Source organism: Acetivibrio straminisolvens JCM 21531, assembly GCF_000521465.1.
GTDB classification, from domain to species: Bacteria; Bacillota; Clostridia; order Acetivibrionales; family Acetivibrionaceae; genus Hungateiclostridium; species Hungateiclostridium straminisolvens.
Genome location: NZ_BAVR01000054.1, coordinates 1 through 26,009, shown reverse-complemented (window position 1 = coordinate 26,009; position 26,009 = coordinate 1). Strand labels below are relative to the sequence as shown.

Below are 26,009 nucleotides of genomic sequence, written 5' to 3'. Positions count from 1 at the left end.
TTTCCGGATAAAAACTTAGATTAACTATATTTCTAGTTTAAAGAGCTGTATTGTTCACAGCCTTACAACTTAGAAATTAAGACCTAAAATATCTGGCTACTCCCACGAAATACTGTCAATATAAACATACCCTGAAAAATTTTTACCTTGTGCGGCAATTTTTACTCCTATTCTTCGAATAGGTAAGGGCTCATCCTCTAGTACTTTTAGCTTAATTGTATTCCAACTGTTTGGTGTTAGTTGTGAGTAAAAATTCCAATTTCCTGTCCACTCCCAATCGGCATCTTGATAAAATGGCTCAACAGCTGTTATTTCGGTGGTTTCAGGAATCCATACATGGAATGTAATTGTTGTTCCATGCGTTATACTCGGATCAACATTTGAAGTATCTATATATTCGTCTTCCCCGGATCTCATGCGGATTTTTAAACTCTTAGTTCCAGCAAAGGCATTATCGGAACTGTTATAAAACTCAATTGCATTTGAAACTTTAAAACCCTGAAAACCGTTTTCAAAATTGTACTGTGCCAGATCAGTAACTTTAGGTATATCAGAAGGTTTTATTTTGTGGGTTGGCTCTGATGTTATAGAAGGAGTTTTATAATATGTTGGTGTAGGAGTAACTTCTGCTTTTCCGGTGGCTTCAGGAGTAAATATAGATTGTGGTGTTTGAGAAACAGCATATGTACTCATACTAACCGGTGTAGTTTCTGGCGAAATATTAGTACTTTTTTCGCTTAAAGGGTATAATCCGTTTTGGTGCAATAAATTATACAAATTACCCGACTGAATTTCTTCAATGGTTATGGAAGTGCCTTTTTCTCTTATCTTTTCATAAACCATGTATTTGCCCATAGAAATATTTTTTTCCATAGACTTTTGCTTATAGTATTCAGGAACTTTTAGAATCTCAAAATTGAATTTCCGGCTATAGATATTAAGGAGATCATCTTTCAAATTTTCCAACTCGGAATCCAGTTTTTTCTCTGTATTTAGCCGGTTTTTTTTGAATTCGCTGGATTTGGAATTGAGCGCAGCCGACACAAGAAGGTAGTTTGAGTTTTCTTTTCTATCATTCAAATAGCCATCTTCAATAGCTTTATCTATATATTTTATTAACGCTTCTGTTAAAGGAATGTTTTCCAAATCTAAATTCTGTGTCAATGCATCGGCTTCTTTATTTATTGGATGTACATCCTTTACAACACTCTTACCGTCAACAGCAAATTCAATACTTGGATTTATATCAACGTCAATAAAGAGCAATGTTTCACTGCTATTAAAGAATTTAAAATAACTGAAGATAAGCATCAACAGAGCAGCAACTCCAGCAATAGCTGGCTTATAAAAATTTATTTTCCTGCGTTTGACAGTAAGTATATCATTATGGGAAAAGAATACTTTTTGCCCTAAAAACATTCCTTCACTTTTTTTTAATCCCAACAATCTTGCTTTCCGCAGTCAACACAACAGCTCTATTTTTTTCCAAGCCAATTATTAACCCAATGTATTTCATAATGAATTCCCCCTTTCTTCAAAGTGAATGGGAAATGCTTTCAACTCATCCTGATTACTTTTTAAAATCAGGCAAATTGCGATTATAAATATTCTGTGATTTTCTATAGTTCTCCGATGAATTTTAAGCCGTTCTACCAATTGAGAACGAGGAATTTTCTTGGTATTTATAAATTTTGTATATAAATCCTCGTTTTCCAATATCTCTTTTGCTATTCTTATACATAGACGTCTGGTATCCCTGTGCATAGGCGAATTGTTTATTAAATCATCCCATGTTATGCCAAACTCCATTAAATTCTGCTGTAAAATCAGTATGTCTTCTTTTAGCTCCACTATTTCGTATTGATTATTTATATTAGAAGTAAGGTATCTTTGATCAAAGTATTCATTATCCTCAATACTTGAAAATGGTATAGTTTTACCGTTTCTTTTTGTACTTCTTAAATAATCAATGATCCTATGCTTAATCATAATATACGAATACCTGTAAAAGTCACCTTTTCTATACAGGTCATAATGATCTATTGCTTCATTAAAAGCAGACAAGCCTATACTGAATTCCTCATCATTTTTAATATCAATATGTCTTTTTAAAATTTTATGTAGTGATTTCATAATAAAAGGCATACTTTCACTTATAAACCTGTCTCTAAGCTGCAAGTCCCCTTTTCGAATACTGTCTATTATTTCAATTATTGAATCATTAGAAAACTTATCTCTTTTTTAAACAAGTCCAACCCGAACAATAAAATCACTCCTTATTTAAAAAGGCGTATGTGTAAAATATTTTTATGTGGCTTAACTGATTTTTTGTTTTCAAGGTATTTCATATAGAAAATGTCAAAATAGTGTTATCTTTAATTTAAGTTAAATTCCATTTGGATTTTGAACTAAAATTATAAGCAGCAAGTTTTTTATTAAAAGTTTCTTATTAAAGTGTTTTCGGCGAAAAAATATTGAAAAACAATAAAAGTTTATTGAATTTAGGTGAGAAATCGTTTACATTATAATTAAACTACCAACTAAAAGGAGGAAATTTTGTTTAAGTTTTAGGAGAGAAGGGACTCTCTGGCTTGGTAAAATTAATACTGGATAGAGTTTTTATTGGTGGAATGGCTATTCTTATTAGTTTGCCTTGGTGCCTAAAGCTGGCTTTTAATTTGATAAACAATATATTTGGTGAAAATTACTATTTTTTGCTTTCATCTTGGTTCATGAGATAAGAAAAGAATTTACATTGGCCAATCTGTCAATCCTCAAAACGGGTAAAGCAAAGGTAATTCGGTTTTCAAATCTTGAGGCAATATGTGAAGCCTTAGACTGTCAACCGGGAGACATTCTTGAATATGTTCCGAATAGAAATTATATAAAGGAGGAATAGGTTATGGAGGAATTAAACAGAACAGAAAGTAAAGTAAGAATGGCCAGTAATAGGGCAGATATAGTAAAGAAAGAGAATGTGTACATTCTAGTGGGAGCTATTGTTCTTGCTGTAATATTTAACATCTTGTTTTATAAAAAAGGGTTTGGAATTTCATATCCCATATTTGTATTGTTTTTTTACGGCGTAGTTATATTCACTCAGCGGGATAAAATCGAATTAAAATTAAATTTCGGAACACTTTTAACGATTCCGATTATACTATTGTCATTAACCTATGCACTTTTTTCAAATTGGATATTTAAAGTTTTAAATTTCATGATTATACCTATTCTTATTATTGCCCAGACACTGCTCATAACAAATAACAATTATTACAAGTGGTTTGATGCGAGATTTATATTTGACTTATTGGGTGGAATGCTTTTGAGAAGTCTGCTGTATGTATCTGAAGCATTTGTTTTACTCTCGGAAATCAGCAAAAGAAAAATACGCTCGGGTAGGGCTTCAACTGTAACTAAGATAATTGCAGGTTTGGTGTTATCAATTCCCTTGCTCCTTGTGGTAATTTCTCTGCTTTCTTCGGCAGATAAGGTGTTTGATTACTGGATGGAGAATGTTCGTTATCTGTTTATAAACGTGAATATAGCGGATTTTATAGTGCAGATGATTATTGGGGTTTTTATAAGCATAATAGCCTTCAGCTATCTTTGGAGTCTTTACTATAAGAAAGAAAAGGACTTTCCCAAAGCCATCGGTGAATGTATTCGCATTAAAAAGATCTGGGATCCGATAATAGTTTTAACGGTTCTAGTATCTGTAAATCTGATATATGTTGTTTTTACAGTTATTCAGTTCGGATATCTTTTCGGAAGTATCGGTTCATTGCTTCCGGAGGGGGTTACTTATGCCGAATATGCCAGAAAAGGCTTTTTTGAATTGGTTTTAGTCACATTAATAAATGTAAGTATACTAACAAGCATAATAAACCTAACAAAAACCGAAAACCCGATTATATCCAATGTTATAAAGATTATGAACTCATGTTTGGTTGCATGTACTATGGTTATGCTTTTGTCTGCTCATTTTAGAATGTCTCTTTATGAGCAAGAGTATGGTTTTACTTATCTCAGAGTTTTTACCCATGCCTTTATGCTATATATATTTGCGTTACTTGTTGTAACTTTGATAAAAGTTTGGAGAGAAAACTTCTATTTGCTGAAGTCTTATATAGTTATTTCGGTAATTGCTTATCTTGCATTAAATTATTTTAATGTGGACGCATTTATTGCAAAGAATAATATCAGGAGATATGAATTAAACAGCAACGAAACGATAGATACCTATTATCTGAGATATCTTTCGAATGATGCAGTTGCCTATATAGTAAAGCTTCTTGAGAGTGAAGACGAGCAAGTCGTATATAACATCAAAGTAGGGCTTAAATACAGAAAAAGTATGCTTACATCGGAAAGCTATTGGCAGACTTTCAATTTATCGGACTATAGGGCAAAAAAAATATTGGATAAATATGATTTTGGGGAATAGCCTAATCTGGATACATATAGTGTATTGGAATTTAAAATAAAATGTTATCGATGAATTTGGAGGAATGCATCATACGGATATATAATGTATATTTTTGTAACAAATTAATGTGGGGAGAGTTTGATTTTTGGCGGATACTGGTTGAGTACTTTTTAGATGAAGCAGACAGTATAAGAATTGACTGCTGGAATGAAGAAGAGAGCATTATAAATAAAATATTGTCTTTTAGCAGCAGTGTTGATAAAGAAAGCAGCGAACGTATGACCATTCTTACTTTACCGGTTAATGAAAAAACCGTTGAACAAATACTATACAATGCTTTCGATGAAAAGAGAAGAATTAAGTGGTTTTCTTTGTTTTTAGTAAGAGATGGTGAGGTGTTTTTTTCTTCGGAGCACTATGGCAAGGAATTTTCAATTACCGGCATAACAAAGGATGAACTTAAGTGGGTAAAATGTGTTGTGCCGAAGAATTTCATATTCCATACATATTAATAATAAGCAAAACATTGCGGAAGGGCTTGATTTTGTGAAGATTTCTTTTGATTTGGATGATACACTGATATTAACTGACAAAGGCGCGTTGCATGAAACCCCGGTCAAAAAGTTTAAAGCTATATTCTACAGAGAAAAGCTGAGAAAGGGCATCAGAAATTTGTGTGAAGAGCTCAAGTCCTTGGGATATGATATTTGTGTCTACACGACATCCGAGAGAAGTATTGGTTACATAAGGGGATTGTTTGACGTTTACGGTATAAAGCTTTGTGATGTAATCAATCAAAAGGTTCACAAGGACTTGGTTCAGGGAAATCGAAAAGAGATTATGCCGTCCAAGGTACCCTCTAAATTCGCAATATATTTGCATATTGATGATGATATTTCCGTTAAGCACAACGGAACGCAATTTGGATTTAGAGTACTTATAATATCGAAGGATGATAATGAATGGTGGCTCAAAGTTTTGAATGAAGCCAAAAGGGTTAAAAAAATTTGCGATTCGCTGTAAAAGATATTTTTATAAAGATTATAGAGATTAAATATGGATTTACATCAGAAAAAATTGTATAATAAGTGTTGCGTTTAGTAAAGTTATTTTAAAAAGAATGATGTTGGAGGTTGAAGATTTTGAAAAACACTTATGAAAGTCCTTTAAATTCAAGATATGCGAGCAAGGAAATGCAGGAACTGTTTTCTCCCGATATGAAGTTTCGTACATGGAGAAAGCTTTGGATTGCACTTGCAGAGGCAGAAAAGGAATTGGGACTTAACATTACCGATGAACAGATAGAAGAGCTTAAGAAATATAAAGATGATATAAATTATGATGTGGCTGAAATGAAAGAAAAAGAATTTCGCATGATGTAATGGCTCACATACATGCCTATGGAGAACAGTGTCCCAACGCCAGACCTATAATTCACTTGGGCGCTACATCCTGTTATGTTGGAGATAATACCGATATTATAATCATGACCGAAGCGCTAAAGCTTATAAAGAAAAAGCTTATTTGCGTAATATCCAAATTATCCGATTTTGCAATGAAATACAAAGAACTTCCCACTTTGGGCTATACCCACTATCAGCCGGCTCAGCTTGTTACCGTGGGAAAGAGAGCAACTCTTTGGATTCAGGATCTGTTAATGGATGTTGAGGACCTGGATTATATTCTGGCCAACATGAGACTTTTGGGCTCTAAGGTACAACAGGAACGCAGGCAAGCTTTTTAAGTCTTTTTGAAAACGATCATGAGAAGGTAAAAAAGCTGGACAAGCTTATTGCCAAGAAAATGGGATTTGATAACGTATTTCCCGTATCGGGCCAAACCTACACCAGAAAGCTTGACAGCAGAATTCTAAATCTTTTAAGTACAATTGCCCAAAGTGCTTACAAGTTCGGCAATGACTTAAGACTTCTTCAGAGCATGAAAGAGATAGAAGAGCCTTTTGAAAAGCATCAGATAGGTTCATCTGCGATGGCATACAAGAGAAATCCGATGAGATCCGAAAGGATTTGTGCCCTGGCAAGATATGTAATTGTTAACTCCTTAAATCCAGCGATTACTTCATCAACCCAGTGGTTTGAAAGAACTCTTGATGATTCGGCAAATAAGCGTATATGCATGCCGGAGGCCTTCCTTGCGGTGGATGCAATATTGAACATATATATAAATGTCGCAGACGGCATGGTTGTGTATCCGAAAGTTATAGAAAAGCATGTTTTGGAAGAACTTCCGTTTATGGCTACGGAAAATATAATGATGGAAGCTGTTAAAAGAGGCGGTGACAGGCAGGAGCTCCATGAACGTATAAGTTCATTCAATGGAAGCTGCAAAACAGGTTAAGGCAGAAGGAAAGAAAAATGACCTTATAGAGAGAATAGCTGCCGACGAGATGTTTGGCCTTAGCATTGATGAGCTGAAATCTGTGCTTGCACCGGAGAACTATATCGGAAGATCTCCTCAGCAGGTGGAAGAATTTATCAATGAGTATGTAAAACCAGTTCTTGAAAAGAATAAAATCGAGGATATTGAAGTTGAACTTAAGGTTTAATATTTGGAAGCAGGCTCGGCAAATTGGTACTAAAAATGCTAATTTGTCGAGCCTGTGCCATTAAAAATATGTTGAAATTTAGTCTTTCATATAGTACAATTATGACTATGATGATTAATTCTAAGCACCGGTTTCGATTTGCTTTCCAATTACAACAACCTTAAATTCCTATTACATTAATTTGGTTTGACAGGTCAGGGGGAAATTAACGTGATTAATAAGTATAGTAACGTGCCTCTTTACTCTCAGCTTAAAAATATAATTATTGAAAAAATTGAGAACGGCGAGTACCCGCCTGACACAAAAATACCTTCAGAACAGGATTTTTGTGAGCTTTACAACATTAGCCGTCCTACAGTAAGACAGGCTATAAGCGAGCTAACAAATAATGGATATTTGTACAAGGAAAAGGGGAAAGGGACCTTTGTAGCAAAGCCTAAGTCATTAATCAGCGTAAAATCATATACTGGTTTTACCGATTCTATTTTAGACAATGAGATAACAAGCGAAAGAGAAATTATTTTTATAGATAAAATAACCAATAAAGACTACAAAAAGCTCGATGAAGTGTTTTCCATAGCTCACAACCAAGTAGTTGAATTTGCACAGGTTGACTATAAAAGCAAAAACGGTGAAGATGTAATTTCACTGAATACATCATATATACCTCTGAATCTTTTTCCGGATATAATAGAAGATATAAAAAGCAAAAAGCCCTCTTATGATATACTGAGAGGAAAATATCCTCTTCTTCCGGCTAAAACAAAAAGCACTCTTGAGATAATGTATACTGAACAGTATGAAGCACAGTACCTGATGATTCAGCCAGGTCAGGCTCTTTTTAAGATATCTAATATAATATTTTCCAAAAGCGGTCAGGTAGTAGAATTTGTAGTATCAAAGTACAGAGCCGATAAATGCAAACTCTTTTTTGAAAACGCCAAATAAACTTTTTACTATTTTATTCTTATCCCAAATATTTGTTGTCCTCTTGTACCTATTACTATCATATCGTTATAGACTGCAGGCGAACCTTCAACATTTCCGCCAAGAGGGATTTTGTCCAGTATTTTACCGCTTTTGCCTTCGATAAGGTTCATATACCCTCCGGAATCGCAATGGATAATGTAAGCTTTGCCATCTTCGGTATAGATATCAACCGGTGAGCTCCAGCTATAAAAATCCGAATCTATAACCCATACTTCTTCTCCGGTATTTTTATCAAATGCAATTAGTTTGCCTCCGTTTTTCTTATAGGACTTTGCTATGCTAAATATAACGAGATTGCTGATTTCGTTTTTTCCAACTACGGGAGAAGCCAATGCTCCACCGTTGGTATCTACGTTATATGAACACTTATATTTCTTTTCCCATATGAGACTGCCTGTCAGTGCATTTATTTTTCGGACGAAACTGTACCCGTTTTCTCCCTGAAGGTCAACTTCGTTCGCAATATACAGAAAAACATTGGATCCGCCTAAATCCTCAATAGCCATGGTGCTGTCGGTATCATCCGTTATATTTCTTACCCATACAGGAGAGAGGGTGTTTAGGTCGACACACTGAAGAGTACCGCTGTTGTCTGCAAAATATCCAAAGTTTTTGTAAGCGGCAATAGAGTTTTCAGTTCCAAGTCTGCCTTTGACAGGGGAAGTGTACCTGTATTTTGTAATATCCGGCTTTATGGAAATAGCAGGCTGCACCGGGTCGAAATCCGTATTTAGCTTTATGGAGTACAGCAGGCCATTTTCGCCGCATAAAAACAGATTGTCGGTTTCCTTGTGCAAAAGGGGAGAGGAGTCAAAGGCTCCCCAGTATCTAAAAGCAGTATTGTCAAGACCGTTTATAAAGTAAAGAAGCTTTTGGTCCAAAAGACTGTATATGCGAAAACCTATCGGAACCTTTTTACCTTGCACCTCGTCAATACCTTGCCCTGAATAGAGAAGGGGATAACCCCTTGGGTCCACAGTTACACTTCCTTTGAGGGAAGCACCCACATTGATTGGATTTCTGGTATAAGAACCGTCGTCAAGGTCAAGAAAGTATATTTTTCCGTCCAAGGTGGCATATATAACCTCTTTGAGGTCATCCTTGTTCTTTTTTTCATGAAACAGATTCATTTTTCTTCGAAGGTTGTTGTCCCATCTGACTATTGAAGCTGACCGTTCCAGCCAACCCCTGTCCATGTATCAATATATCCTATTTTGATACTCCAAACTTTTTCAAGTTTTTCTTCTCTGATATTTGCAAATCCATAGCTGGCAGAGTTCCTGTAATTGTTTCCTCTAAAGGTCGTTACACCGTCAATTTCATTGTATTCATCTGAAGGCCTAAATACAAAAGAATCATTGTTAAAATATGTATCAAGCTTTTGGCCGTCTTTAATAACGTCCCATTTAAAATTATGGCTTTCAGGAAGGCTTTCTTTTGCGATGTCGATTTCATGGGGAGATATTGCTGTCCATCTTTTAGCGTCGGAGTTTTCCGGATTTATGGTCGCATTCGGTGCGGTGGTCTCATTAGGATTGGGAGACACATCGCCGGAAGGCAACACCGCGGTATTGTCCGGGTTGGAATTTGAATGTTCAAGATAATAATTTAGGAGAATAAACCCCGGAATCGACAATATCAATATTATTATGTTTATGGTAAGTATAATTTTAGATGCATTCATATTCATAAAGTCCCTCTTTGATTTATAGTGTCATTGTTATTATTTATAATAAACCAGAATTAATAAAATTAAAATATATTTCCGAAATGTTTGAATGTTTTTCTTTGATATTTTATTTTTGATATTTGATAATCTTAAGATATAATAGTATGCAAGGATGGAAAAATAATAGTACCGATAATATAAAGGAGGAAATAATATGTCAAGGGATATTGCGAATCTTACGGTGGAAGGAATGTCCTGCAATCACTGTGTAAACAGCATAAAGAAAGCAGTCGGAAGCCTTCAAGGTGTAGATAATGTAGATGTTGATTTGGAAGCGAAGAAAGTAACTGTGGAGTATGACAGTAGCAAGCTCAATGTTGAAACAATTAAAAATACGATAGAAGAACAAGGATACGATGTTATGTAAGTACAAAAAGGTGAAAAATAAAGCTTAGGGGCAAGAAGCCCCTTTGCTTATGACTTTTTTTTTGCATGTCATTATGTAACCTTTTGCCCAATCCAAATGGTGGACATTAACGAGTCTTTCCTAGTAGCGGAATCCGCCGCACAAACAACAGAAAATGATTATTAATATGATTATCCATATTAATTCGTTGCTGAAAGAACCTCTTTCTGTCATTATATGAGCCTCCCTTTTTTATGTTTTATTTTAGTGGTTATTAACCTTTTGCACCATAGTCATATCCGGAGCCGGACCAGCACCAGAAAAGCAACAGGAAGAGAATTATAAACCATAGAATCGTATCGTCATCAAATACTCCGCCAAAGAAACCTCTTTCAGACATAGTATGTAACCTCCCTGAGAATTAGAATGTTTGATGCGTTTTTGCTAATAACATATTATTAATGGCTCATGAAAAGTGTGACTATATTTGATTGTTTTAAAATTTGACTTGCAACCGATGATAATATATTATTATAGAAGCAAAGGGAAATCCCGGAATTAAAGTTTTTGTGAGGTGAATATGTGGTAGAGCTATTTGGCATAAAGTTGGCAAACAGTATTGAGCGAGATTTATATGAGAAAGCATTAAATTTCCTTCCTAATGAAACAAAGGATAAAATAAAGAGATTTAGAAGGTATGAAGACTCGTTAATGTCTTTAACTGCAGAGCTATTAAAAAGAGCGATTGTCTGCTTAAAGCTGGGTATAAACAATGAATCCGTCAAATTTAATAGATCGGCTTATGGAAAACCCTATCTTGAGGGACATGAGGATTTTCATTTTAACCTTTCCCATTCCGGAAGCTGGGTAGTATGCGCGGTAAGCTCCAAGCCTGTCGGGATTGATGTAGAGAAGATAAAAGAGATAGATTTAGATATTGCAAAAAGGTTTTTTTCAAAGGAGGAGGTTTCAGACCTTTTTTCAAAAAATGGTGATGAGAAAATAGAATATTTTTTTGAGCTGTGGACATTGAAGGAAAGCTATATAAAAGCAGATGGTAGAGGACTTTCACTGCCTTTAAATTCGTTTTCCTTTAGAATAGAAAACGATAACATCATTTTTACATCAAATGACGAACCAAGACACTTTTTCTTTAAAAAATATGATATTGATAAAGAATACAAATTTGCAGTATGCTCCATGGAACCACAATTTCCGGAGGAGATTGATATAAAAAGTTTTGAGGAGGTTTTTGAATTTTTATTGAATAATGAAATGCTTAAAAAATTCTTGAAACGCAATTAAATATCATATATAATGAAAATGAAAGTAAAATTGTATTCATATAAATTTTTATTGTTTTTTGAAGTAATTTGCAAAATTGAATATTGTGAATTATTTTGTTGTTTTTTGCGTTTAATTTTATCGCAATAGTTCTTGTTTCAAGATACTATTAATATGATTTAAGTATGTTTAGAAAGTGTTAAGGAATTTGTAGTTTTTTATTTTTGATTCTATAGTTTAATCTGCCAGTAAAAATGGCTGCCTATAAGTTTTGTTTATTGTTCTATAATTTATCTCGTTAGTTATTGCGATAAACAAACGTCAAATAATATACGCACACTACGTTATAACATACATCTCCTCGCACAATGCGTTCTTCTATACGTTCTTCCAATTACATGTTTTCTATGTTAAGCATTCGTAATTAATCCAAAATAAGGTCAAAAAATTATAATTTTAATAACGAGTTTTTTTATATGCTATTGTTATGTTTTATTAGATAGATATTAAAATGTTGTTTATCATAACATGCTAAATTTTACTTTTGACGCCAATGCTTCCTAGTTAATACTGAAGGAAGGAGGATAAAATTATTTATACATTTTCTTTTACACCAAAATATTGAAGCAACCGGTGTAAAATATGAGTTTGGGGGAGGCAGGGGTAAAATATTTGCATATTGAATTGGCATGTTATGTTTTAGGCGTTTTAAATGCTATAGAGATTATAATTTTATTGGGAGGTTTTTTTGGTATGAAGAAAGGTATAAGTATTATACTGGTTATTGCTATGTTGATGGTAATGACCTCTTCTTTTGCTATGTCTGCATATCCGACAAGTACTTTGTCAGTTACGGGTGTTGGCAGCATATCGTTGGAGTTTGACAAAACAACTGCTCAAGTAGGAGACATAATCAAAGCTTATGTCAAGATTAGCAACATCAAAAATTTTGCCGGATTTCAGGTAAACATCAAATATGATCCGGCAGTATTGCAGGCGGTAAATCCCGATACAAAGGCTCCTCTAAAAGCAACTACGATGCCAAAGGACGGGACTTTACTGATAAACCCTGAATACGGCGCTATATCCGGTGTATTAAATAAAATCGAAGAAGGTATTTTGAATTTCGGAAAAGCATATACATATCTCAATGATTACAAGCTCAGCACTTTGCCGGAAGAGACAGGTGTATTGGCGGAAATAGGCTTTAAAGTACTTAAAGTGCAGCCTACAACCGTTAAATTTGAGAATACACCTTCAATGCCAAACAGCCTCTCCGGTACAATGTTGTTTGACTGGAACGGTGAAATTATCTCAGATTATACTGTAGTTCAGTCCGGTGTTATCAATTCTTCCGTAGTAAATCCTTCACCGTCAGTTATGCCATCAAAGGGAAGCGTTAAGATGGAACTTAATAAAAATTCTGCTTTTGTTGGCGATGTAATAGTTGCTGAAATAAAGGTGGATAACTTTGACAGTATCGCAGGATATCAGTTTAATATAAAATATAATCCTGAGGTATTGCAACCTATAGATCCCGATACAAATGTTCCATATGGAAAAACTACAATGCCAAAGAACGGCACAATATTGGCAAATACTGATTATGGTGTGATTTCAGCGGTAGCAAACAAGGTGGAAGAAGGTATATTGAATTTCGGAAAGTCCTACACATACCTTGATGTATACAAGGCTTCCGGAGTAGCTGAAAAGAGCGGTACAGTTGCTAAAATTGCATTTAAAGCTCTTAAAGCAGCTTCTTCAACATATATTGAATTTGCAGAGACACTTTCGATGCCGGGAAGCATTAAAGGTACAATGATCTTTGACTGGAACGGAAACAATGTATCAAGCTATCAAGTAGTTCAAGCCGGTGCTATCAGTATTTCCGGACAGTCGGTAACACCTTCGCCTACAGTTTCACCAACACCTACTCTGAAACCAACACCAACACCTACACCTACACCTGTAACGACTTCTAACGGTTCAATAGGAATTGAATTTGATAAGAATACTGTTAAGGTTGGAGAGATCATAAAAGCGTTTGTAAAGGTTGACGGTTTTGACAGTTTAGCCGGTTATCAGGTAAATATTAAATACAATCCTGATTTATTACAGGCTGTAAATCCCGATACCGGAGAACCTTTAAAAATTAACACTATGCCAAAAGACGGCGATTTAATTTCAAATCCGAATTACGGAGTAATTTCTATTGCGGTTAACAAACCTTCAGAAGGTGTATTGAACTTTGCGAAAACTTATACATATGTTAATGAGTATAAAAACAGCGGTAAACCTGAGAAGTCAGGAACACTTGCGGTTATTGGGTTTAAGGCTCTCAACCCAGGTGATGCAACTGTCAAATTTGAAGACGCAATATCCATGCCAAGCAGTTTGAGCGGTACAATACTGTTTGACTGGAATGTTGTAAGAATATCGGATTATAAAGTTGTACAGCCTCAAGCGGTTAAGATAACTGGTTCTGTTATAGCTTCACCAACTCCAACACCATCGCCTACACCAACGGCAACACCATCATCTACACCTGTTAGTCCAAGCCCAACGCCTACTCCGACTCAAACACCGATTTCCGGCGGGCAAATAGAGCTTAAGCTGGACAAAGACCAAGCAGAAGTCGGAGATATCATCAAAGCTGCAGTAAATATTACTGATATCAATAATTTTGCAGGCTATCAGGTAAATATAAAATATGATCCTTCAGTACTTCAAGCTATAAATCCTATTACGGGACAACCGATGACAGACAAAACAATGCCAGCTGACGGAACTATTCTTATAAACACTGATTACGGTGTTATATCCGCTGTGTCAAACAAAGTTTCTGAGGGTGTATTAAACTTCGGTAAGACCTATGCTTATTTAGATGAATATAAGCGTACAAATAATCCGGAAAAAACCGGAACATTAGCTGTAATTGCCTTTAAGGTTCTTAAGCAAAAAGATACGTATATTGGATTTGAAAATTCCATTGCAATGCCTTCGAGCATATCGGGAACATACTTGTTTGACTGGAATGGAAACTTGTTATCAGGTTACAAAGTTGTGAATCCCGGTGTAATAAAAATTACTCAGTCTCAAGTGCCGACACCTTCACCGACACCTACAGTGAAACCTTCTCCTTCGCAACGCCAAAACCAACTGATCCGGTGTCAACAGACAGCTATATAAAGATGGAGTTTGACAAGAACAATGCGTCTGTGGGAGAAATAATTAAGGCAACGATAAAAGTAAAGGATATAAAAGAGTTTGCCGGATATCAGATAAATATCAAGTATGATCCTAACGTATTGCAACCGGTTAACCCGAATACCGGAGCAGCATACTCTGCAAGAACTCCGCTTGCAAACGGTGAGCTGCTTGTAAACAGTGAATACGGTGCAACTTCAATAGCTGTACATAACCTGTCGGAAGGTATATTGAATTTTGGTCAGGTATACATATTTATGAATGACTACAGAAACAGCGGTAAGGCAGAAGAAACAGGAGTTTTAGGTGTAATAGGCTTTAAGGTATTGAAAAATGAGAAGACAACTGTTAGCTTTAAAGATGCGTCTTCAATGCCAGGAAGCATATCGGGAACATATTTGTTTGACTGGTATGGCGGCAAGAAGTCAAACTATAAGGTTATTCAGCCTGAACCTATCAATGCCAATGCAGTATCTGACAGCTATATAAAAATGGAGTTTGACAAGAGCAATGCGTCGGTGGGAGATATAATAAAGGCAACGGTAAAAGTCGGTAATGTAAAAGAGTTTGCCGGTTATCAAATATCCATTAAGTATGATCCTAGCGTATTGCAGCCCATTAACCCGAATACAGGAGCAGCATATTCCGCAAGAACTCCTCTTGGAAACGGCGAGCTGATTGTAAAAGACGAATACGGTTCCACATCAATGGCTTCGCATGACCTGTCCAAAGGTATACTGAATTTCGGACGTACCTATTTGTATATGAATGAGTACAGAAACGACGGTAAAGCTGAGGAAACAGGAGTTTTAGGAGTAATAGGCTTTAAGGTATTGAAAAGTGAGAAGACATCTGTAAGTTTTTACAAAGATGTTGCTTCAATGCCTGGAAATATTTCAGGAACATACTTGTTTGACTGGTACGGCAATAAGAAGTCTGACTATGAGGTAATCCAGCCTGAGCCTATCAACGGCGCTGTTTTACCGGCCAACTATATCGAGCTGGATTTGGATAAGAACAAAGCGACAGTAGGAGAAATAATAAAAGCTACAGTAAGGGTAAACAATATAAAGAACCTTTCCGGTTATCAAGTAAATATAGTTTACGATCCAAATGTATTGCAGCCTATTAATTCTCAGACCGGAGCTCCGTATACTACAAGGTCATCTTTTGAGAACAGAGAATTGCTCGAAAACAGCGCATATGGTCCGACAAATATTACTGCCCATGATTTGACTAAGGGAGTATTGAACTTCTCTAAAGTATATACATATATGAACGAGTACAGAATGGATGGTGTGCCTGAAGAGAGCGGAGTTTTAGGAGAAATATACTTTAAGGTATTAAAGGCACAAACTGCAAAAATAAGCTTTAAAGAATCAACTTCAATGCCTGGAAGTATTTCAGGAACATATTTATTTGACTGGTATGGCAATCAGATAAGCAATTATTCGATAATACAGCCGGATAGCATCAACTAAAAGCTTATTGACAATTAAATGAAATGCTGCAGGTGGAAGAATACCGCCTGCAGTTTTTCATGTCCTAAAAATCAATAAAGTATAATTGCATTTATCTATCAAATGTGTTATAAATTTAATCAAGTACGTTTGCTTTAGTTACCTGAAAAGGAATTTGGTCATACTGGAGGAAGATATTAATGCGTAAATCAATTTTGATAAAAATAGCGATTATTTCTGTTTTTTTAATGTCAATTCTATGCAGTTGCGGTAAAACAGGAAAAGGGTCGGATAGTCCTCAACCCACGGCAACTATCGAGTCAAATAGCGGTACTGACGTAAGTAAAGAGCCTGTTTATTCAGAATCACCGGATACCAATGAAACTGTGATTCCTGCTAAATCACCGGATAGTAATCCGGATGTTGCCAATCAGACATCAGAACCAAAAAACAATGAGGAATCAACCGGCAAATTAGATGACTCCAGTATCCGAATTGTGATGGACAAGAGTACGGCAAAAGAAGGTGAGATAATCACTGCGAAGATTGTATTAGACAATGTCGCAAATGTCGCGGGTTATCAGGTAAATATAAAGTATGACCCTAACGTATTGCAGGCAATAGACCTCGATACAGGCAAACCTCTTTCAAATAAACAGATGCCGAAGTCCGGCGATATTTTAGTAAATTCGGACTATAATGTACTTCCATTGGTTTCAAGCAACGTTGAGCAAGGTATTATTAATTTCGGTAAAGCATATATAGATGTAGATAAATATAGAAGCAGCAACAAACCGGAAAGTAGAGGTGTTCTTGCTTTAATAGGATTTAAGGTGTTAAAAGAAGAGAGCACAACTGTTGCATTTGAAGATACGTCAGCAATGCCCAATGCGGTATCGGGAACATACATTTATGACTGGAATTTTGAGATATTGACCAATTATTCAGTAGGGGAAGGCGTAAAGGTCAATTAGGAGCTCAATAGGCTTTTTTAAGATTTGTAGGAAGTGAAGCTCATATTTTTACAGAGCAGAGATAAAGGTAGGATGTCATGACATATTTACATTATGACAAATTTTTAACAATTTTTCTAATTAAGTGTTGACAAAACTGGAATAATAATATAAGAATATAATAGAGTAAAAATTAAGTTTGTATAGGACGCGTAGTATTTAGTACTTAATTTTCTGGTTCTTACAGGAGGAGTAAGAGTGAAAAGGCTTTGTATAATTGCATTGATAACAGCTTTGACGGCAGCTTTGATTTTTCCTGTTATGGCAGACAATAATTCTTTTAAAGATAAAATAAATGAAATAGACAACAAATTAAATGACATTAGCGAACAAAAACGCGAGATAAATAAAGAAAAAGACGAACTTGAAAGGGAGAAGAAAGAATTAATTGATGCCGAGAATGCTGTAAATGCAGAGTATCAAGGTTTAATTTCGGAATTGGAAGCAATAGATAGGGAAATAGAAGGCTATGAGAAGTCATTAGAGGATACGGAAAAAAGGTACAGCAATCAATTAAAAGCTTTTGAAGAACGTCTCATAACTATGTACAAAAACTCATATGTTTCATATTTGGATGTATTGGCCGATTCGGAGAATTTGATTAATTTTTTCGAAAGGCTTCAGTTAATTTCATCAGTTGCTAAAAAGGATAAGGAAATTGTAAAAGAAGTTCAAGACATAAAAAGAGATCTTACATATAAAAAGCAGTTAGTTCAGTATGTAAAAAATGTTAAACAAACTGAATTGGTTAAGAAGAAAAACAGTATTGATTCATTGATTGCAACCAGAAACGGGCTTGAGAAACGCATAAAGGAAAGAAATGAAGAGATAAAGCGTTTGGAAGAACAAGAAGATAAGCTGATACAACAATCCTATGAAGTAGCAAATCAGATAAGAAGAAGCACTGGCGGGATTAAAGAATATGCCGGCGGTACAATGGTGTGGCCTGTACCAAGCTCTAAAAAAATAGATTCGCGATTTGGTATGAGACTTCATCCGGTATTTAAAAAGTATAAAATGCATACGGGGGTTGACATTGATGCGTCTTATGGGGCTTCGATAGTTGCTGCGAATAACGGAATCGTTATTTCTGCAGGATGGCAGGATGGATACGGTTATACCGTCATTGTCGATCATGGCGGCGGAATAACTACGTTATATGCTCATTGCAGCAAACTGCTTGTTAAAAAGGGTGAAAAAGTTAGAAAAGGTCAAACTATAGCTCAGGCTGGCAACACCGGAACGGCTACCGGGACACATCTTCACTTTGAAGTTCGTATAGACGGAAATGTGACCAATCCATTAGAATATATTAAATAATATTGAAAGGCAGCTAATATGGCTGCCTTTTAAATCTGAATTATTTCTTGTATCCTTTTTCCTCGGCATGTCCAAGGAGGTACAGAAAAGCATAAGCAGGAATTTTATAAATGGGTACCTTTGTCTTATACGGCAATATACCGTAAGAGTCTGAAGTCTTTGTTACTACGATAGCCGCAAGGATCTTATCTTTTTCGCTGTTTGCCAATTCCACAATAGCATCATCATGTTTTATTATCGGATTCTCCCGGTACTTAATCTCAACGAGAATTCTTCCGATCGGATAATCCACCACAACATCAATTTCCTTGGGTACTTGACCGGACTTACGATAATAGCCTACATTTGCTCGCAAGGGATAGTAGAATGAGGCCAGATGCTTATATACTGCCGTTTCTGCCACAAGACCCATTTCATCGGGATTTGATATCAAGTCATTGATATCCAGCATCAGGACAGCATTTCTGATTGCTGCATCTGAAATATAAATTTTCGGAGCAGCCTTAAGTATCATTTTACCGGCCAATCCAACCGGCATACTTCTGTAAATAAGGTTGGCTCTTTCAAGAAACTCAATGTAACTGTCTATAGTAGCTCTTGGAGTACCGTCAAGCTCCTTGCTGATAGCAGAAGTATTGATAATGTTTGAAGAATTGAAACACAGGTATAAAAACACTTTCTCCAAAATCGCGGGATTCCTCATGTTGAAGAGGCTAGGAATATCTCTTTTAAGCACCTTGTCAACCACATCTTCACGCAATATCCTTTGTGCGCCAAAGTCATCATTAGACAGCACAAGTTCCGGAAAACCACCAACTGCAAGGTATCTTGTAAAGTGTTTTTGAAAAGGTTCCAGCAGGTGCATAATTTCTCTTTGTGTACTTTCGCTCATTGAGGCAAGGGAAGTGGGTTTCACATCAACATTTAGGTTCGGAATGTCCTTTATACCAGCTAGTTTACAGTATTCGTAAAAGGATAAAGTGGGTACACGAATAATATTCCAACGTCCAACTCCGCTATCGCCGGCACCTTTTTCAATAGTCGGACTGGCTGAACCTGTAGCGGTAATGTAAATGTGCGGTTTAGTATCATAGAATACCTTTAGATATAGTTCCCAATCATCTGCATACTGGATTTCATCAAAGAAAAACCAGCATTTATCTTCAGGATGAATGTTGGTAGTATAGATTCCTACCAGCTCGTCAATTGTGTAAAACTTCAATATTGGGTGATCAAAGGATACATACAAAATACTCTTTGGCGGCACGCCTTATCAAGCAAGTTTTGAATCATTTGATACATGATGGTTGTTTTGCCAACCCGTCTGGCTCCCGAAAGAAGCACAAACCTCCTTACAGAATCATGCTCCAGCCAGTGCATGGACTCAAAGTATGCAAAACGCTTAGTGGGCTTTACCATGTCCTGAGGCATTGTTCCGACACGCCACCATGGATTATATGAATATAGGAGCTTTATAACATTTTCAATCGATGTAATTGCCATTAATTCACCTCATTTCTATAACATTATATTTCTATTTATCATTTTTGTCAACAATTATGCTAAGTATACTTTACATATTTTCAATATAAAATGCACAATAAGATAATATTGAAATAAATTAAAGAGTTTTTATTATTCATGTAATTTATTTATACTGTTGCAAATAAAGTCATTAATTAGTACTAAGATTTATATTGTACTTAAGAAGACAAATAAGAATTTAGTTTTCCATGGAAAGATGTTTTAATGATAATTTTAATTTTTCAAGATAATATTAATGATGTATCAGATTATTTTGAAAACTAGATATTGATTTTCTGAATGGAATGTGAATATACTTTGGCTAAAAATATTGACGGTAATTTTTATTACCGGAAGTAATCATATGGACCAAATAATTCTTGAATGTAAAAATTTAAAATAAGCTTTTAGGAAGAGCGGGTTAAAAAAATATATATAATTATACAAAATAAAAAATTTTGTATAATTGGGAGGAGGTTTTTTAAAAAATCCAGTTAAATCTAATGTAAGTTTAATATAGCGATTTTGCTAATGTTTAAGTATTCATTATGTATTAATGTATTATTTTTATTAATTTTAATATATTTTTTTATAAAACTTTATTTTTGCCCCCTCAAAATATCAAGACGTACGAATATTATAATAAGCTTATGGCAGACAAACTGCCAGTAAGTTATACCAACCTTCATACCAAACTACCGACAGCTTAAGGTATTTCTGTACGGTAGTTTTTTTTCTTTTTTTATGTAAAAAATTAATTATAAAAAGACTTAAAATTTTTAGTAAAATATGCTATAATAAAATTATGCCGTAAAATTTCCTAAAATGTTTGTTCAAAATCCTAATCTTCTGTCTTAAAATTATACGTATCCTGAAACTGCTCTTATTTTGCGGACTTATTCGACTTAAAGATTTTGCATTACTATACAGTTGAGAACAAAATAATTGGATGGGAATGATTTTATGAAGTTAAGAGTTGGTGAAATCGTTACACTAAAGCATTATTCTGCCAGAAAAAGCAATCGAGGGATAATTAGTAATTCATTTGACAACAGTGTTATTGTTAAGCCGGAAAGAGATTTTCTTGTTTACAGCTTTTTTGACAGTGATCCGGTTGTATTGGGCTTCGAGGACGAAAATGTCGTAAACATCTGTGAAAGTATTGTAAAATGTGTGGACTACAATCAAAATACCTTTACACTCACTATTAATAATGTTCAATCAATAACAAACAAGAGACTCACACAAAGGTTTCCCGTTTCTTTGTGTGCGTATATTTTGAGCCGTAACACCAGAGTTTTCTCCTACATAAGAAATATGAGTCTGGATGGTTTATCATTGTGCTCCAGACAAGAGTTTAAGAAAGGAGACATATTAACTATCAATACAAAAATAGAAAGCATTGAAATTACTTTTGAGGCTCAGGTAATGTGGAAAAGGATAAGTGAGCTTGGCTTTGAATATGGCCTTGCATATTACATGCCACATGCTGAATTTAGTAAAACTATTGAAAGATGCCTGGAGTTTTTAAAAATGGACCAGGAGCTTTCAATAACTCGCCTTAAATACGAATTTGAGCCGCTCAGAAGAATAAATCAAAGAAAGGTTGTAATGAACTAAACAATAAAACGGCTAAAATAAAGAAAGAATTAAATAATATAAACTAAGAAAAGCCTCTATAAGCATATTAGCTATTGAGGCTTTTTTGATTATAGGAGTGAGCTCTTTGTTTAAACCGTCTAACCGAAATGTTATAAGAGGTCCCAACGAGGATCTATATTGCTGCTAATTGCTCTATAGCCTTTTGCAACATATAAAGCATCTAAAAGAGCAATTCTGACCATTGCTTCGCAAACAGGATAAATTCTTGGGCATATTGAAGGATCATTTCTTGTGTTAAACTCTACTTTAACATTCTCACAAGTATACATGTTTACTGTACCCTGCGGTATTGAAATGGTAGGTGTTGGCTTAACGGCAACCCTTATCCTGATATCTTCCCCATTGGAAATTCCGCCCAATATACCTCCGGCCCTATTGGTCTTAAACCTTACACGTCCGGAAGCTTCGTCGTAATAAGGGACATCATTGGATTCCGAACCCTTTAACTTTGTATGGCCGAATCCTGCGCCAAACTCTATTCCTTTTATGGCGCCAATGGACATTAATGCATGGGCAAGTGTGGCCTGAAGCTTATCAAATACGGGCTCTCCCAGACCTGCGGGTACACCTCTTGCAATTATCTCCACTACCCCACCGACAGAATCTCCCTGTTCCTTTATTCTTTGAAGTTCTTCTATCATTTCTTTTGCTTTTTCAAGGTCCGGACAATTGATGTCATTTTTGCGATAATTAGCTTTTGCCATTTCGTAAGTGATATTGTCTTGAGCTTTAATTCCGTGTATTTCGGTTATGAAGGCAATTACGTCTATACCCATGGTATCTAAAACTGCCTTTGCTACAGCTCCGCCTGCAACGCGGGCAGCTGTCTCCCTTCCGGAAGCGCGTCCGGCACCTATGTTGTCCGCAAATTGTCCATACTTCTTAAAGAAGGTATACCCTGCCTGACCCGGCCTTATAACCTCTTTATAGCTCTTATGCTTATTAATGTGCTCATCTTCAATAACATCATTGGGTATAATCAGACCGACGGGAGTACCGGTTGTAATGTCATCTTCCATTACTCCTGAGAAAATGTATACCTTGTCCCTTTCCTTCCTTGGCGTATCCAAAGGAGTCCTTCCCGGCCTCCTTTTATCAAGCTCTTCTTGCACAAAATCGGCAGTAAGCTTTATTCCGGGCGGAACGCGTCTACAATCGCTATTAATCCTCCATACAGTTCTTTTGGTATTTGAAGATTTTTACGGAAAGCTCCCGCATAAGATTCTCCACAGGTTGTGACCCTGAATATTCTACCAAACGAATTTCCTACCATCCTGCAATCATCTCCCTTAAATGAACTTATAACGAGGCGATAAATGTCCTCTACAACCGAAAAATTTGCTTTGAACTGAGATTTTAAAAACCATTAATATTTATATTCCCTTATACTTGGTTTCGTAAACATCTTTAATTTCCGCTACAATTGATAGAACACTCTTTGAAGAACAGTTTATTGTAACATCCGCGTACTTTTCATAAAGAGGTACTCTTTCCTTGTAAATATCCTCAAAACTTTTACTGCTGTCTCTTGCAAGCCTTCTGGCTGAAGACAGTCTTCTCTTAATTTCATCAAACTCCAGCTTAAGGTATACTACAATACTGTTTTTTTTAAGATGTTCCATTGCAGATTCACTATAAACAACACTGCCGCCGGTTGATATGACATGGTTGCTTACATCAAGGTTCATTAAAACCGATTGCTGTATTTCAAGAAACTTTTCCAGCCCGTCTTGATTTACAATATCTCTAAGAGGCCTTTTTTCTTTGTCCGTTATTATCTTATCGGTATCCACAAAGCCCATACTGAGAGTTTTTGCAAGCGGTTCTCCAATCGTAGTTTTGCCCGAGCTAGGCATACCAATTAAGACTATGTTTCCTTTTTTCATCCATACAACCTCACAATTTTAATATAAAACTATAATAGTATTATACACATAAAACTATGAAGGTCCAACTAAAAAATAAAAAAATAATTATAAAAGCTCAATACATTTTTAGAAATCTGTTGGAGCGGCATCCATCGCCAATACTATATTTAAGTTGCCATTTCTGCAGCGAAGCTCATCAATAAATTCTTTTTCATTTTTATCATTTTCCATGGTTATTGTATATACAAGTTCGAAAAGTGTTCCCAAATCCGTCGTCTTTACCTTGCATAACTGGTAGTTTGTTGTATACTTCTTTAAAATATCATCGAATGCTCCTTGATAATTCATGTTTTCGGGAATCACAATTTTTAGTATTTTACTGCAGGTTTTTTTTGCGCCGAAATTGATTTTACATAGAATGAACATAAATACGCAAAGTAGCACGGTAAAAAGTGCGGCATAACCAAATAGCCCTACACCGCAGGCAAGTCCGGCAGCCATTGAAAAGAAGACATAAGCAATGTCTTTGGGGTCTCCTGCAGTACTTCTGAATCGGGCGATAGAAAATGCTCCTGCAAGGCTGAATGCCCTTGCTACATTACTACCTACCAAAAGGATTATTACTGCAATTACAGAAGGTATCAGAATTAGTGTTAGAGAGAAATTTTGCGAGTAATAACCTTTATGATGGGTTTTCATATATGTAACGCTGATTGATATTCCCAAAGAGAATGAAACTATGACTGTTAATATTGCACTCCAGAAAGTTAATGTTGTGTTGAATGCAGTCGTTAAATCCATGTCTAACATTGTCAATCTTTCCCTTCTAAAATAAATTTCTAGCTATATTTTAATCTATAATCATACATAAGACAACAGTCTGTAAAAACAGGCTGTTGTCTCAATATTGCTTCGGAATAATAGAAAACTACTGTATATTATTATTCATCATATTTAAGGGTAGTTTATTTATTACCATATTGGACCGCCTGGGAACCACCAGCCACCTCCAGGGAATCCTCCGGAACCTCCTGCATTAGTTACAATTGAATTTGTAGTGAATGTAACTGATTGTGCTCCGTTTTTATACACAGTATAAGTTGCATTCAATACAAGATCCGGCGAGCTGAATACCATGTTTTGATAATTCTTTGGAGCTGTGAAGTTGGCTATTTCTGTTCCGTTTCTTTGAATGCTGACAACGGAGTTTGCCGTTCCGCTGCCCAAAAGTACCGAGCACTGTGTGCTTGTATTCGAAGGAGAGCTGTTGGAGCTCCTGCCGCGATAAGAGTTCCTCCTGTGATTACCAATGGGTTCCAGTCACAGTCAATACCGCCTTCAGGGAAATTACCTCCAAATGCGAGAGTATATCCTCCGCTGATATATATTGATCCATTGGAGTCAATTGCATCATATCCTGAAGTTATGTAAAGTTCGCCGCCGTTGATGTAAATGCAGTTTGAAGCATTCAAGCCGTCTTCACTGGAATTTAAATTAATTTTTCCTCCGTTAATTGTAATAGTAGTCTTACTTTCAATACCCTCATAACATTTTAATATATTTATTTCTCCGCCATCAATTACAAGGTCCTGCTCTGCGTGTATTGCGTCGTCATCAGCAGTCAAAGTGAGGGTGCCGTCGGTCATTTTAAAATCTTTTTCACTTTCAATAGCATCGGATTTTGCAGTAACGGTAATGTTTCCTCCCTTAATTTTAATGCCGCTGTTTGCATGCAATCCGTCGGTAACAGCTGTTACATAGATATCTCCGTTTTCAATAATGAGATCGTCATCACTTGCAATACCGTGCTTGTAATTGCCCGTAACGTAAAGAGTGCCTTTTCCCTTCAATTCCAAATCGTCATTGCTGAAGAGAGCTGCTTTTGCTTCTTTATCAGTGTATGTTGCTCCGTCAGAAAGATAGTTGACTGTACCTTTTTCTATTGTAATAAAGCCTTTGTCAACGTTGTAAAAGTAGATGGCAGGTCCGTTTGGATTTTTTATATTTACACCGCTGAGTCTTAGCTTAACTCTATCGGTTGTATCTACATAGATCATGCCGTTGTTTAAAGTACCTGTAACCATATGGTCTCCTCCGGCTGTAATGGTAACAACCGAACCATTTACGGAAATGCCTTCTCCGCTTACTTTTATTGTATCTCCCAACTCAATTGTGCCGGTGTTGTTTTTCCATGCTTCTTCATCAACAGCAGTAGGCGTAGGTGTTGGCGTGGGTGAAGGTGTAGGTTCTGGAGTTATTTCAACAGGAAGAACGTCAATAAGGCGCATAAGATACCTTTTTAGCAGCGAATAGTCGGAAGAGTTTATTTTACCGTCTCCATTCAAATCGGCACGGATTAAGTTAATGTCAGTGTAGCTTTTCAAAATATACCTGTTCATCAACGTAAGATCTGTTGAGTTTACTTTACCGTCTGAATTTAAATCACCATACCTAAGCGGCTCTAATGCACTTACAGGTATTATATTTACGATAAATGTAAGCGCACATAAAAGAAATCCCAAATACTTTTTCCTCATACCCATAAAACTCTTCTCCCCCTTGCATAATTGTACTATATTTTAGTATATCTATTCGTAACAAACATCGTTTT

The 26,009-nt window shown here is 35.8% G+C and carries 22 protein-coding genes and 2 pseudogenes; 13 read left to right on the top strand and 11 right to left on the bottom strand.

Annotation, left to right across the window (positions count from 1 at the left end; all coding sequences use genetic code 11):
• Positions 1–96 precede the first annotated feature (96 nt).
• The gene (locus JCM21531_RS13255) at positions 97–1,443 is read right to left on the bottom strand and encodes an anti-sigma-I factor RsgI family protein (protein WP_157833686.1); all 1,347 of its coding nucleotides are present in this window, start codon (positions 1,441–1,443) and stop codon (positions 97–99) included.
• A gap of 69 nt (positions 1,444–1,512) precedes the next feature.
• Positions 1,513–2,145, bottom strand: a complete 633-nt coding sequence (locus JCM21531_RS13250) for an RNA polymerase subunit sigma (protein WP_162149318.1) — start codon at positions 2,143–2,145, stop codon at positions 1,513–1,515.
• 577 nt (positions 2,146–2,722) lie between these two features.
• On the opposite strand from JCM21531_RS13250, the gene JCM21531_RS18420 reads away from it, so the two are divergent.
• From JCM21531_RS18420 to JCM21531_RS13225, 6 genes and pseudogenes are all read left to right on the top strand, one after another.
• Positions 2,723–2,899, top strand: coding sequence for a helix-turn-helix domain-containing protein (locus JCM21531_RS18420; RefSeq protein ID WP_094184803.1), 177 nt, complete (start codon positions 2,723–2,725; stop codon positions 2,897–2,899).
• Between the two features lie 3 nt (positions 2,900–2,902).
• Positions 2,903–4,447, top strand: a complete 1,545-nt coding sequence (locus JCM21531_RS13245; protein ID WP_054847110.1) for a DUF4153 domain-containing protein — start codon at positions 2,903–2,905, stop codon at positions 4,445–4,447.
• 107 nt (positions 4,448–4,554) lie between these two features.
• Positions 4,555–4,941, top strand: coding sequence for a hypothetical protein (locus JCM21531_RS13240; RefSeq protein ID WP_243467677.1), 387 nt, complete (start codon positions 4,555–4,557; stop codon positions 4,939–4,941).
• Positions 4,942–4,975: 34 nt separating this feature from the next.
• A complete protein-coding gene (locus JCM21531_RS13235) occupies positions 4,976–5,452 on the top strand; it encodes a hypothetical protein (RefSeq protein ID WP_038290610.1) in 477 nt (158 codons plus the stop codon).
• Between the two features lie 119 nt (positions 5,453–5,571).
• Positions 5,572–6,995 (top strand): annotated as a pseudogene (purB, locus tag JCM21531_RS13230) (adenylosuccinate lyase).
• A 210-nt stretch (positions 6,996–7,205) separates the two neighbouring features.
• Positions 7,206–7,943 carry a GntR family transcriptional regulator gene (locus JCM21531_RS13225; RefSeq protein WP_038290600.1) on the top strand — a complete coding sequence of 246 codons (738 nt, stop codon included), beginning with the start codon at positions 7,206–7,208 and terminating at the stop codon, positions 7,941–7,943.
• An 8-nt stretch (positions 7,944–7,951) separates the two neighbouring features.
• Here the strand turns inward: JCM21531_RS13225 and JCM21531_RS13220 are convergent, their stop codons facing one another.
• A complete protein-coding gene (locus JCM21531_RS13220) occupies positions 7,952–9,181 on the bottom strand; it encodes an outer membrane protein assembly factor BamB family protein (protein WP_243467676.1) in 1,230 nt (409 codons plus the stop codon).
• A complete protein-coding gene (locus JCM21531_RS22350; protein ID WP_243467675.1) occupies positions 9,145–9,675 on the bottom strand; it encodes a hypothetical protein in 531 nt (176 codons plus the stop codon). Before JCM21531_RS22350 ends, JCM21531_RS13220 begins: the two co-directional genes overlap by 37 nt.
• A 193-nt stretch (positions 9,676–9,868) precedes the next feature.
• Here JCM21531_RS22350 and copZ point away from each other — a divergent pair, with 193 nt between their 5' ends.
• A complete protein-coding gene (copZ, locus tag JCM21531_RS13215) occupies positions 9,869–10,081 on the top strand; it encodes a copper chaperone CopZ (RefSeq protein WP_038290598.1) in 213 nt (70 codons plus the stop codon).
• 253 nt (positions 10,082–10,334) lie between these two features.
• Here the strand turns inward: copZ and JCM21531_RS23945 are convergent, their stop codons facing one another.
• Positions 10,335–10,460, bottom strand: coding sequence for a hypothetical protein (locus JCM21531_RS23945; protein ID WP_265444373.1), 126 nt, complete (start codon positions 10,458–10,460; stop codon positions 10,335–10,337).
• A gap of 182 nt (positions 10,461–10,642) precedes the next feature.
• Here JCM21531_RS23945 and JCM21531_RS13210 point away from each other — a divergent pair, with 182 nt between their 5' ends.
• The 5 genes from JCM21531_RS13210 to JCM21531_RS13195 all read left to right on the top strand — a co-directional run bounded on the left by JCM21531_RS13210 (position 10,643) and on the right by JCM21531_RS13195 (position 18,344).
• Positions 10,643–11,365, top strand: coding sequence for a 4'-phosphopantetheinyl transferase family protein (locus JCM21531_RS13210; RefSeq protein WP_243467674.1), 723 nt, complete (start codon positions 10,643–10,645; stop codon positions 11,363–11,365).
• 732 nt (positions 11,366–12,097) lie between these two features.
• Complete coding sequence (locus JCM21531_RS23940) at positions 12,098–14,533, top strand: cohesin domain-containing protein (protein ID WP_279379067.1); 2,436 nt, start codon at positions 12,098–12,100, stop codon at positions 14,531–14,533.
• On the top strand, positions 14,512–16,032 hold the full coding sequence (locus JCM21531_RS22335; RefSeq protein ID WP_243467673.1) for a cohesin domain-containing protein: 1,521 nt from the start codon (positions 14,512–14,514) through the stop codon (positions 16,030–16,032). Before JCM21531_RS23940 ends, JCM21531_RS22335 begins: the two co-directional genes overlap by 22 nt.
• 179 nt (positions 16,033–16,211) lie before the next feature.
• A complete protein-coding gene (locus tag JCM21531_RS13200; protein ID WP_038290596.1) occupies positions 16,212–16,985 on the top strand; it encodes a cohesin domain-containing protein in 774 nt (257 codons plus the stop codon).
• Between the two features lie 237 nt (positions 16,986–17,222).
• On the top strand, positions 17,223–18,344 hold the full coding sequence (locus tag JCM21531_RS13195; protein WP_038290594.1) for a murein hydrolase activator EnvC family protein: 1,122 nt from the start codon (positions 17,223–17,225) through the stop codon (positions 18,342–18,344).
• A 40-nt stretch (positions 18,345–18,384) separates the two neighbouring features.
• Here the strand turns inward: JCM21531_RS13195 and JCM21531_RS23935 are convergent, their stop codons facing one another.
• Together JCM21531_RS23935 and JCM21531_RS23930 are read right to left on the bottom strand one after the other, a co-directional pair.
• On the bottom strand, positions 18,385–19,566 hold the full coding sequence (locus JCM21531_RS23935) for an ATP-binding protein (RefSeq protein ID WP_279379066.1): 1,182 nt from the start codon (positions 19,564–19,566) through the stop codon (positions 18,385–18,387).
• The gene (locus JCM21531_RS23930) at positions 19,563–19,847 is read right to left on the bottom strand and encodes an AAA family ATPase (RefSeq protein ID WP_279379065.1); all 285 of its coding nucleotides are present in this window, start codon (positions 19,845–19,847) and stop codon (positions 19,563–19,565) included. Before JCM21531_RS23930 ends, JCM21531_RS23935 begins: the two co-directional genes overlap by 4 nt.
• Positions 19,848–20,831: 984 nt before the next feature.
• On the opposite strand from JCM21531_RS23930, the gene JCM21531_RS13185 reads away from it, so the two are divergent.
• Positions 20,832–21,488: a PilZ domain-containing protein gene (locus tag JCM21531_RS13185; RefSeq protein WP_038290593.1), complete on the top strand. Its 657-nt coding sequence runs from the start codon at positions 20,832–20,834 to the stop codon at positions 21,486–21,488.
• Positions 21,489–21,619: 131 nt separating this feature from the next.
• Here JCM21531_RS13185 and aroC read toward each other — a convergent pair.
• The 4 genes and pseudogenes from aroC to JCM21531_RS13165 all read right to left on the bottom strand — a co-directional run bounded on the left by aroC (position 21,620) and on the right by JCM21531_RS13165 (position 25,941).
• Positions 21,620–22,803, bottom strand: a pseudogene (aroC, locus tag JCM21531_RS13180) (chorismate synthase).
• A 100-nt stretch (positions 22,804–22,903) separates the two neighbouring features.
• Positions 22,904–23,416, bottom strand: coding sequence for a shikimate kinase (locus tag JCM21531_RS13175; RefSeq protein WP_038290590.1), 513 nt, complete (start codon positions 23,414–23,416; stop codon positions 22,904–22,906).
• Between the two features lie 108 nt (positions 23,417–23,524).
• Positions 23,525–24,208 carry a DUF4956 domain-containing protein gene (locus JCM21531_RS13170; protein WP_038290606.1) on the bottom strand — a complete coding sequence of 228 codons (684 nt, stop codon included), beginning with the start codon at positions 24,206–24,208 and terminating at the stop codon, positions 23,525–23,527.
• A gap of 359 nt (positions 24,209–24,567) precedes the next feature.
• Positions 24,568–25,941 (bottom strand): carbohydrate-binding domain-containing protein, encoded by a 1,374-nt coding sequence (locus JCM21531_RS13165; protein WP_243467672.1) that lies wholly within the window; start codon positions 25,939–25,941, stop codon positions 24,568–24,570.
• Positions 25,942–26,009: the final 68 nt, after the last annotated feature.

What these genes read in the sequence shown, in the direction of transcription:
- JCM21531_RS13250 (WP_162149318.1), bottom strand. Translation starts at nt 2,145, where the DNA reads ATGCCTTTTATTATGAAATCACTACATAAAATTTTAAAAAGACATATT.
- JCM21531_RS13245 (WP_054847110.1), top strand. Translation starts at nt 2,903, where the DNA reads ATGGAGGAATTAAACAGAACAGAAAGTAAAGTAAGAATGGCCAGTAAT.
- JCM21531_RS13240 (WP_243467677.1), top strand. Translation starts at nt 4,555, where the DNA reads ATGTGGGGAGAGTTTGATTTTTGGCGGATACTGGTTGAGTACTTTTTA.
- JCM21531_RS13220 (WP_243467676.1), bottom strand. Translation starts at nt 9,181, where the DNA reads ATGGACAGGGGTTGGCTGGAACGGTCAGCTTCAATAGTCAGATGGGAC.
- JCM21531_RS22350 (WP_243467675.1), bottom strand. Translation starts at nt 9,675, where the DNA reads ATGAATATGAATGCATCTAAAATTATACTTACCATAAACATAATAATA.
- copZ (WP_038290598.1), top strand. Translation starts at nt 9,869, where the DNA reads ATGTCAAGGGATATTGCGAATCTTACGGTGGAAGGAATGTCCTGCAAT.
- JCM21531_RS23945 (WP_265444373.1), bottom strand. Translation starts at nt 10,460, where the DNA reads ATGTCTGAAAGAGGTTTCTTTGGCGGAGTATTTGATGACGATACGATT.
- JCM21531_RS23940 (WP_279379067.1), top strand. Translation starts at nt 12,098, where the DNA reads ATGAAGAAAGGTATAAGTATTATACTGGTTATTGCTATGTTGATGGTA.
- JCM21531_RS13200 (WP_038290596.1), top strand. Translation starts at nt 16,212, where the DNA reads ATGCGTAAATCAATTTTGATAAAAATAGCGATTATTTCTGTTTTTTTA.
- JCM21531_RS23930 (WP_279379065.1), bottom strand. Translation starts at nt 19,847, where the DNA reads ATGGCAATTACATCGATTGAAAATGTTATAAAGCTCCTATATTCATAT.
- JCM21531_RS13185 (WP_038290593.1), top strand. Translation starts at nt 20,832, where the DNA reads ATGAAGTTAAGAGTTGGTGAAATCGTTACACTAAAGCATTATTCTGCC.
- JCM21531_RS13175 (WP_038290590.1), bottom strand. Translation starts at nt 23,416, where the DNA reads ATGAAAAAAGGAAACATAGTCTTAATTGGTATGCCTAGCTCGGGCAAA.
- JCM21531_RS13170 (WP_038290606.1), bottom strand. Translation starts at nt 24,208, where the DNA reads ATGTTAGACATGGATTTAACGACTGCATTCAACACAACATTAACTTTC.
- JCM21531_RS13165 (WP_243467672.1), bottom strand. Translation starts at nt 25,941, where the DNA reads ATGGGTATGAGGAAAAAGTATTTGGGATTTCTTTTATGTGCGCTTACA.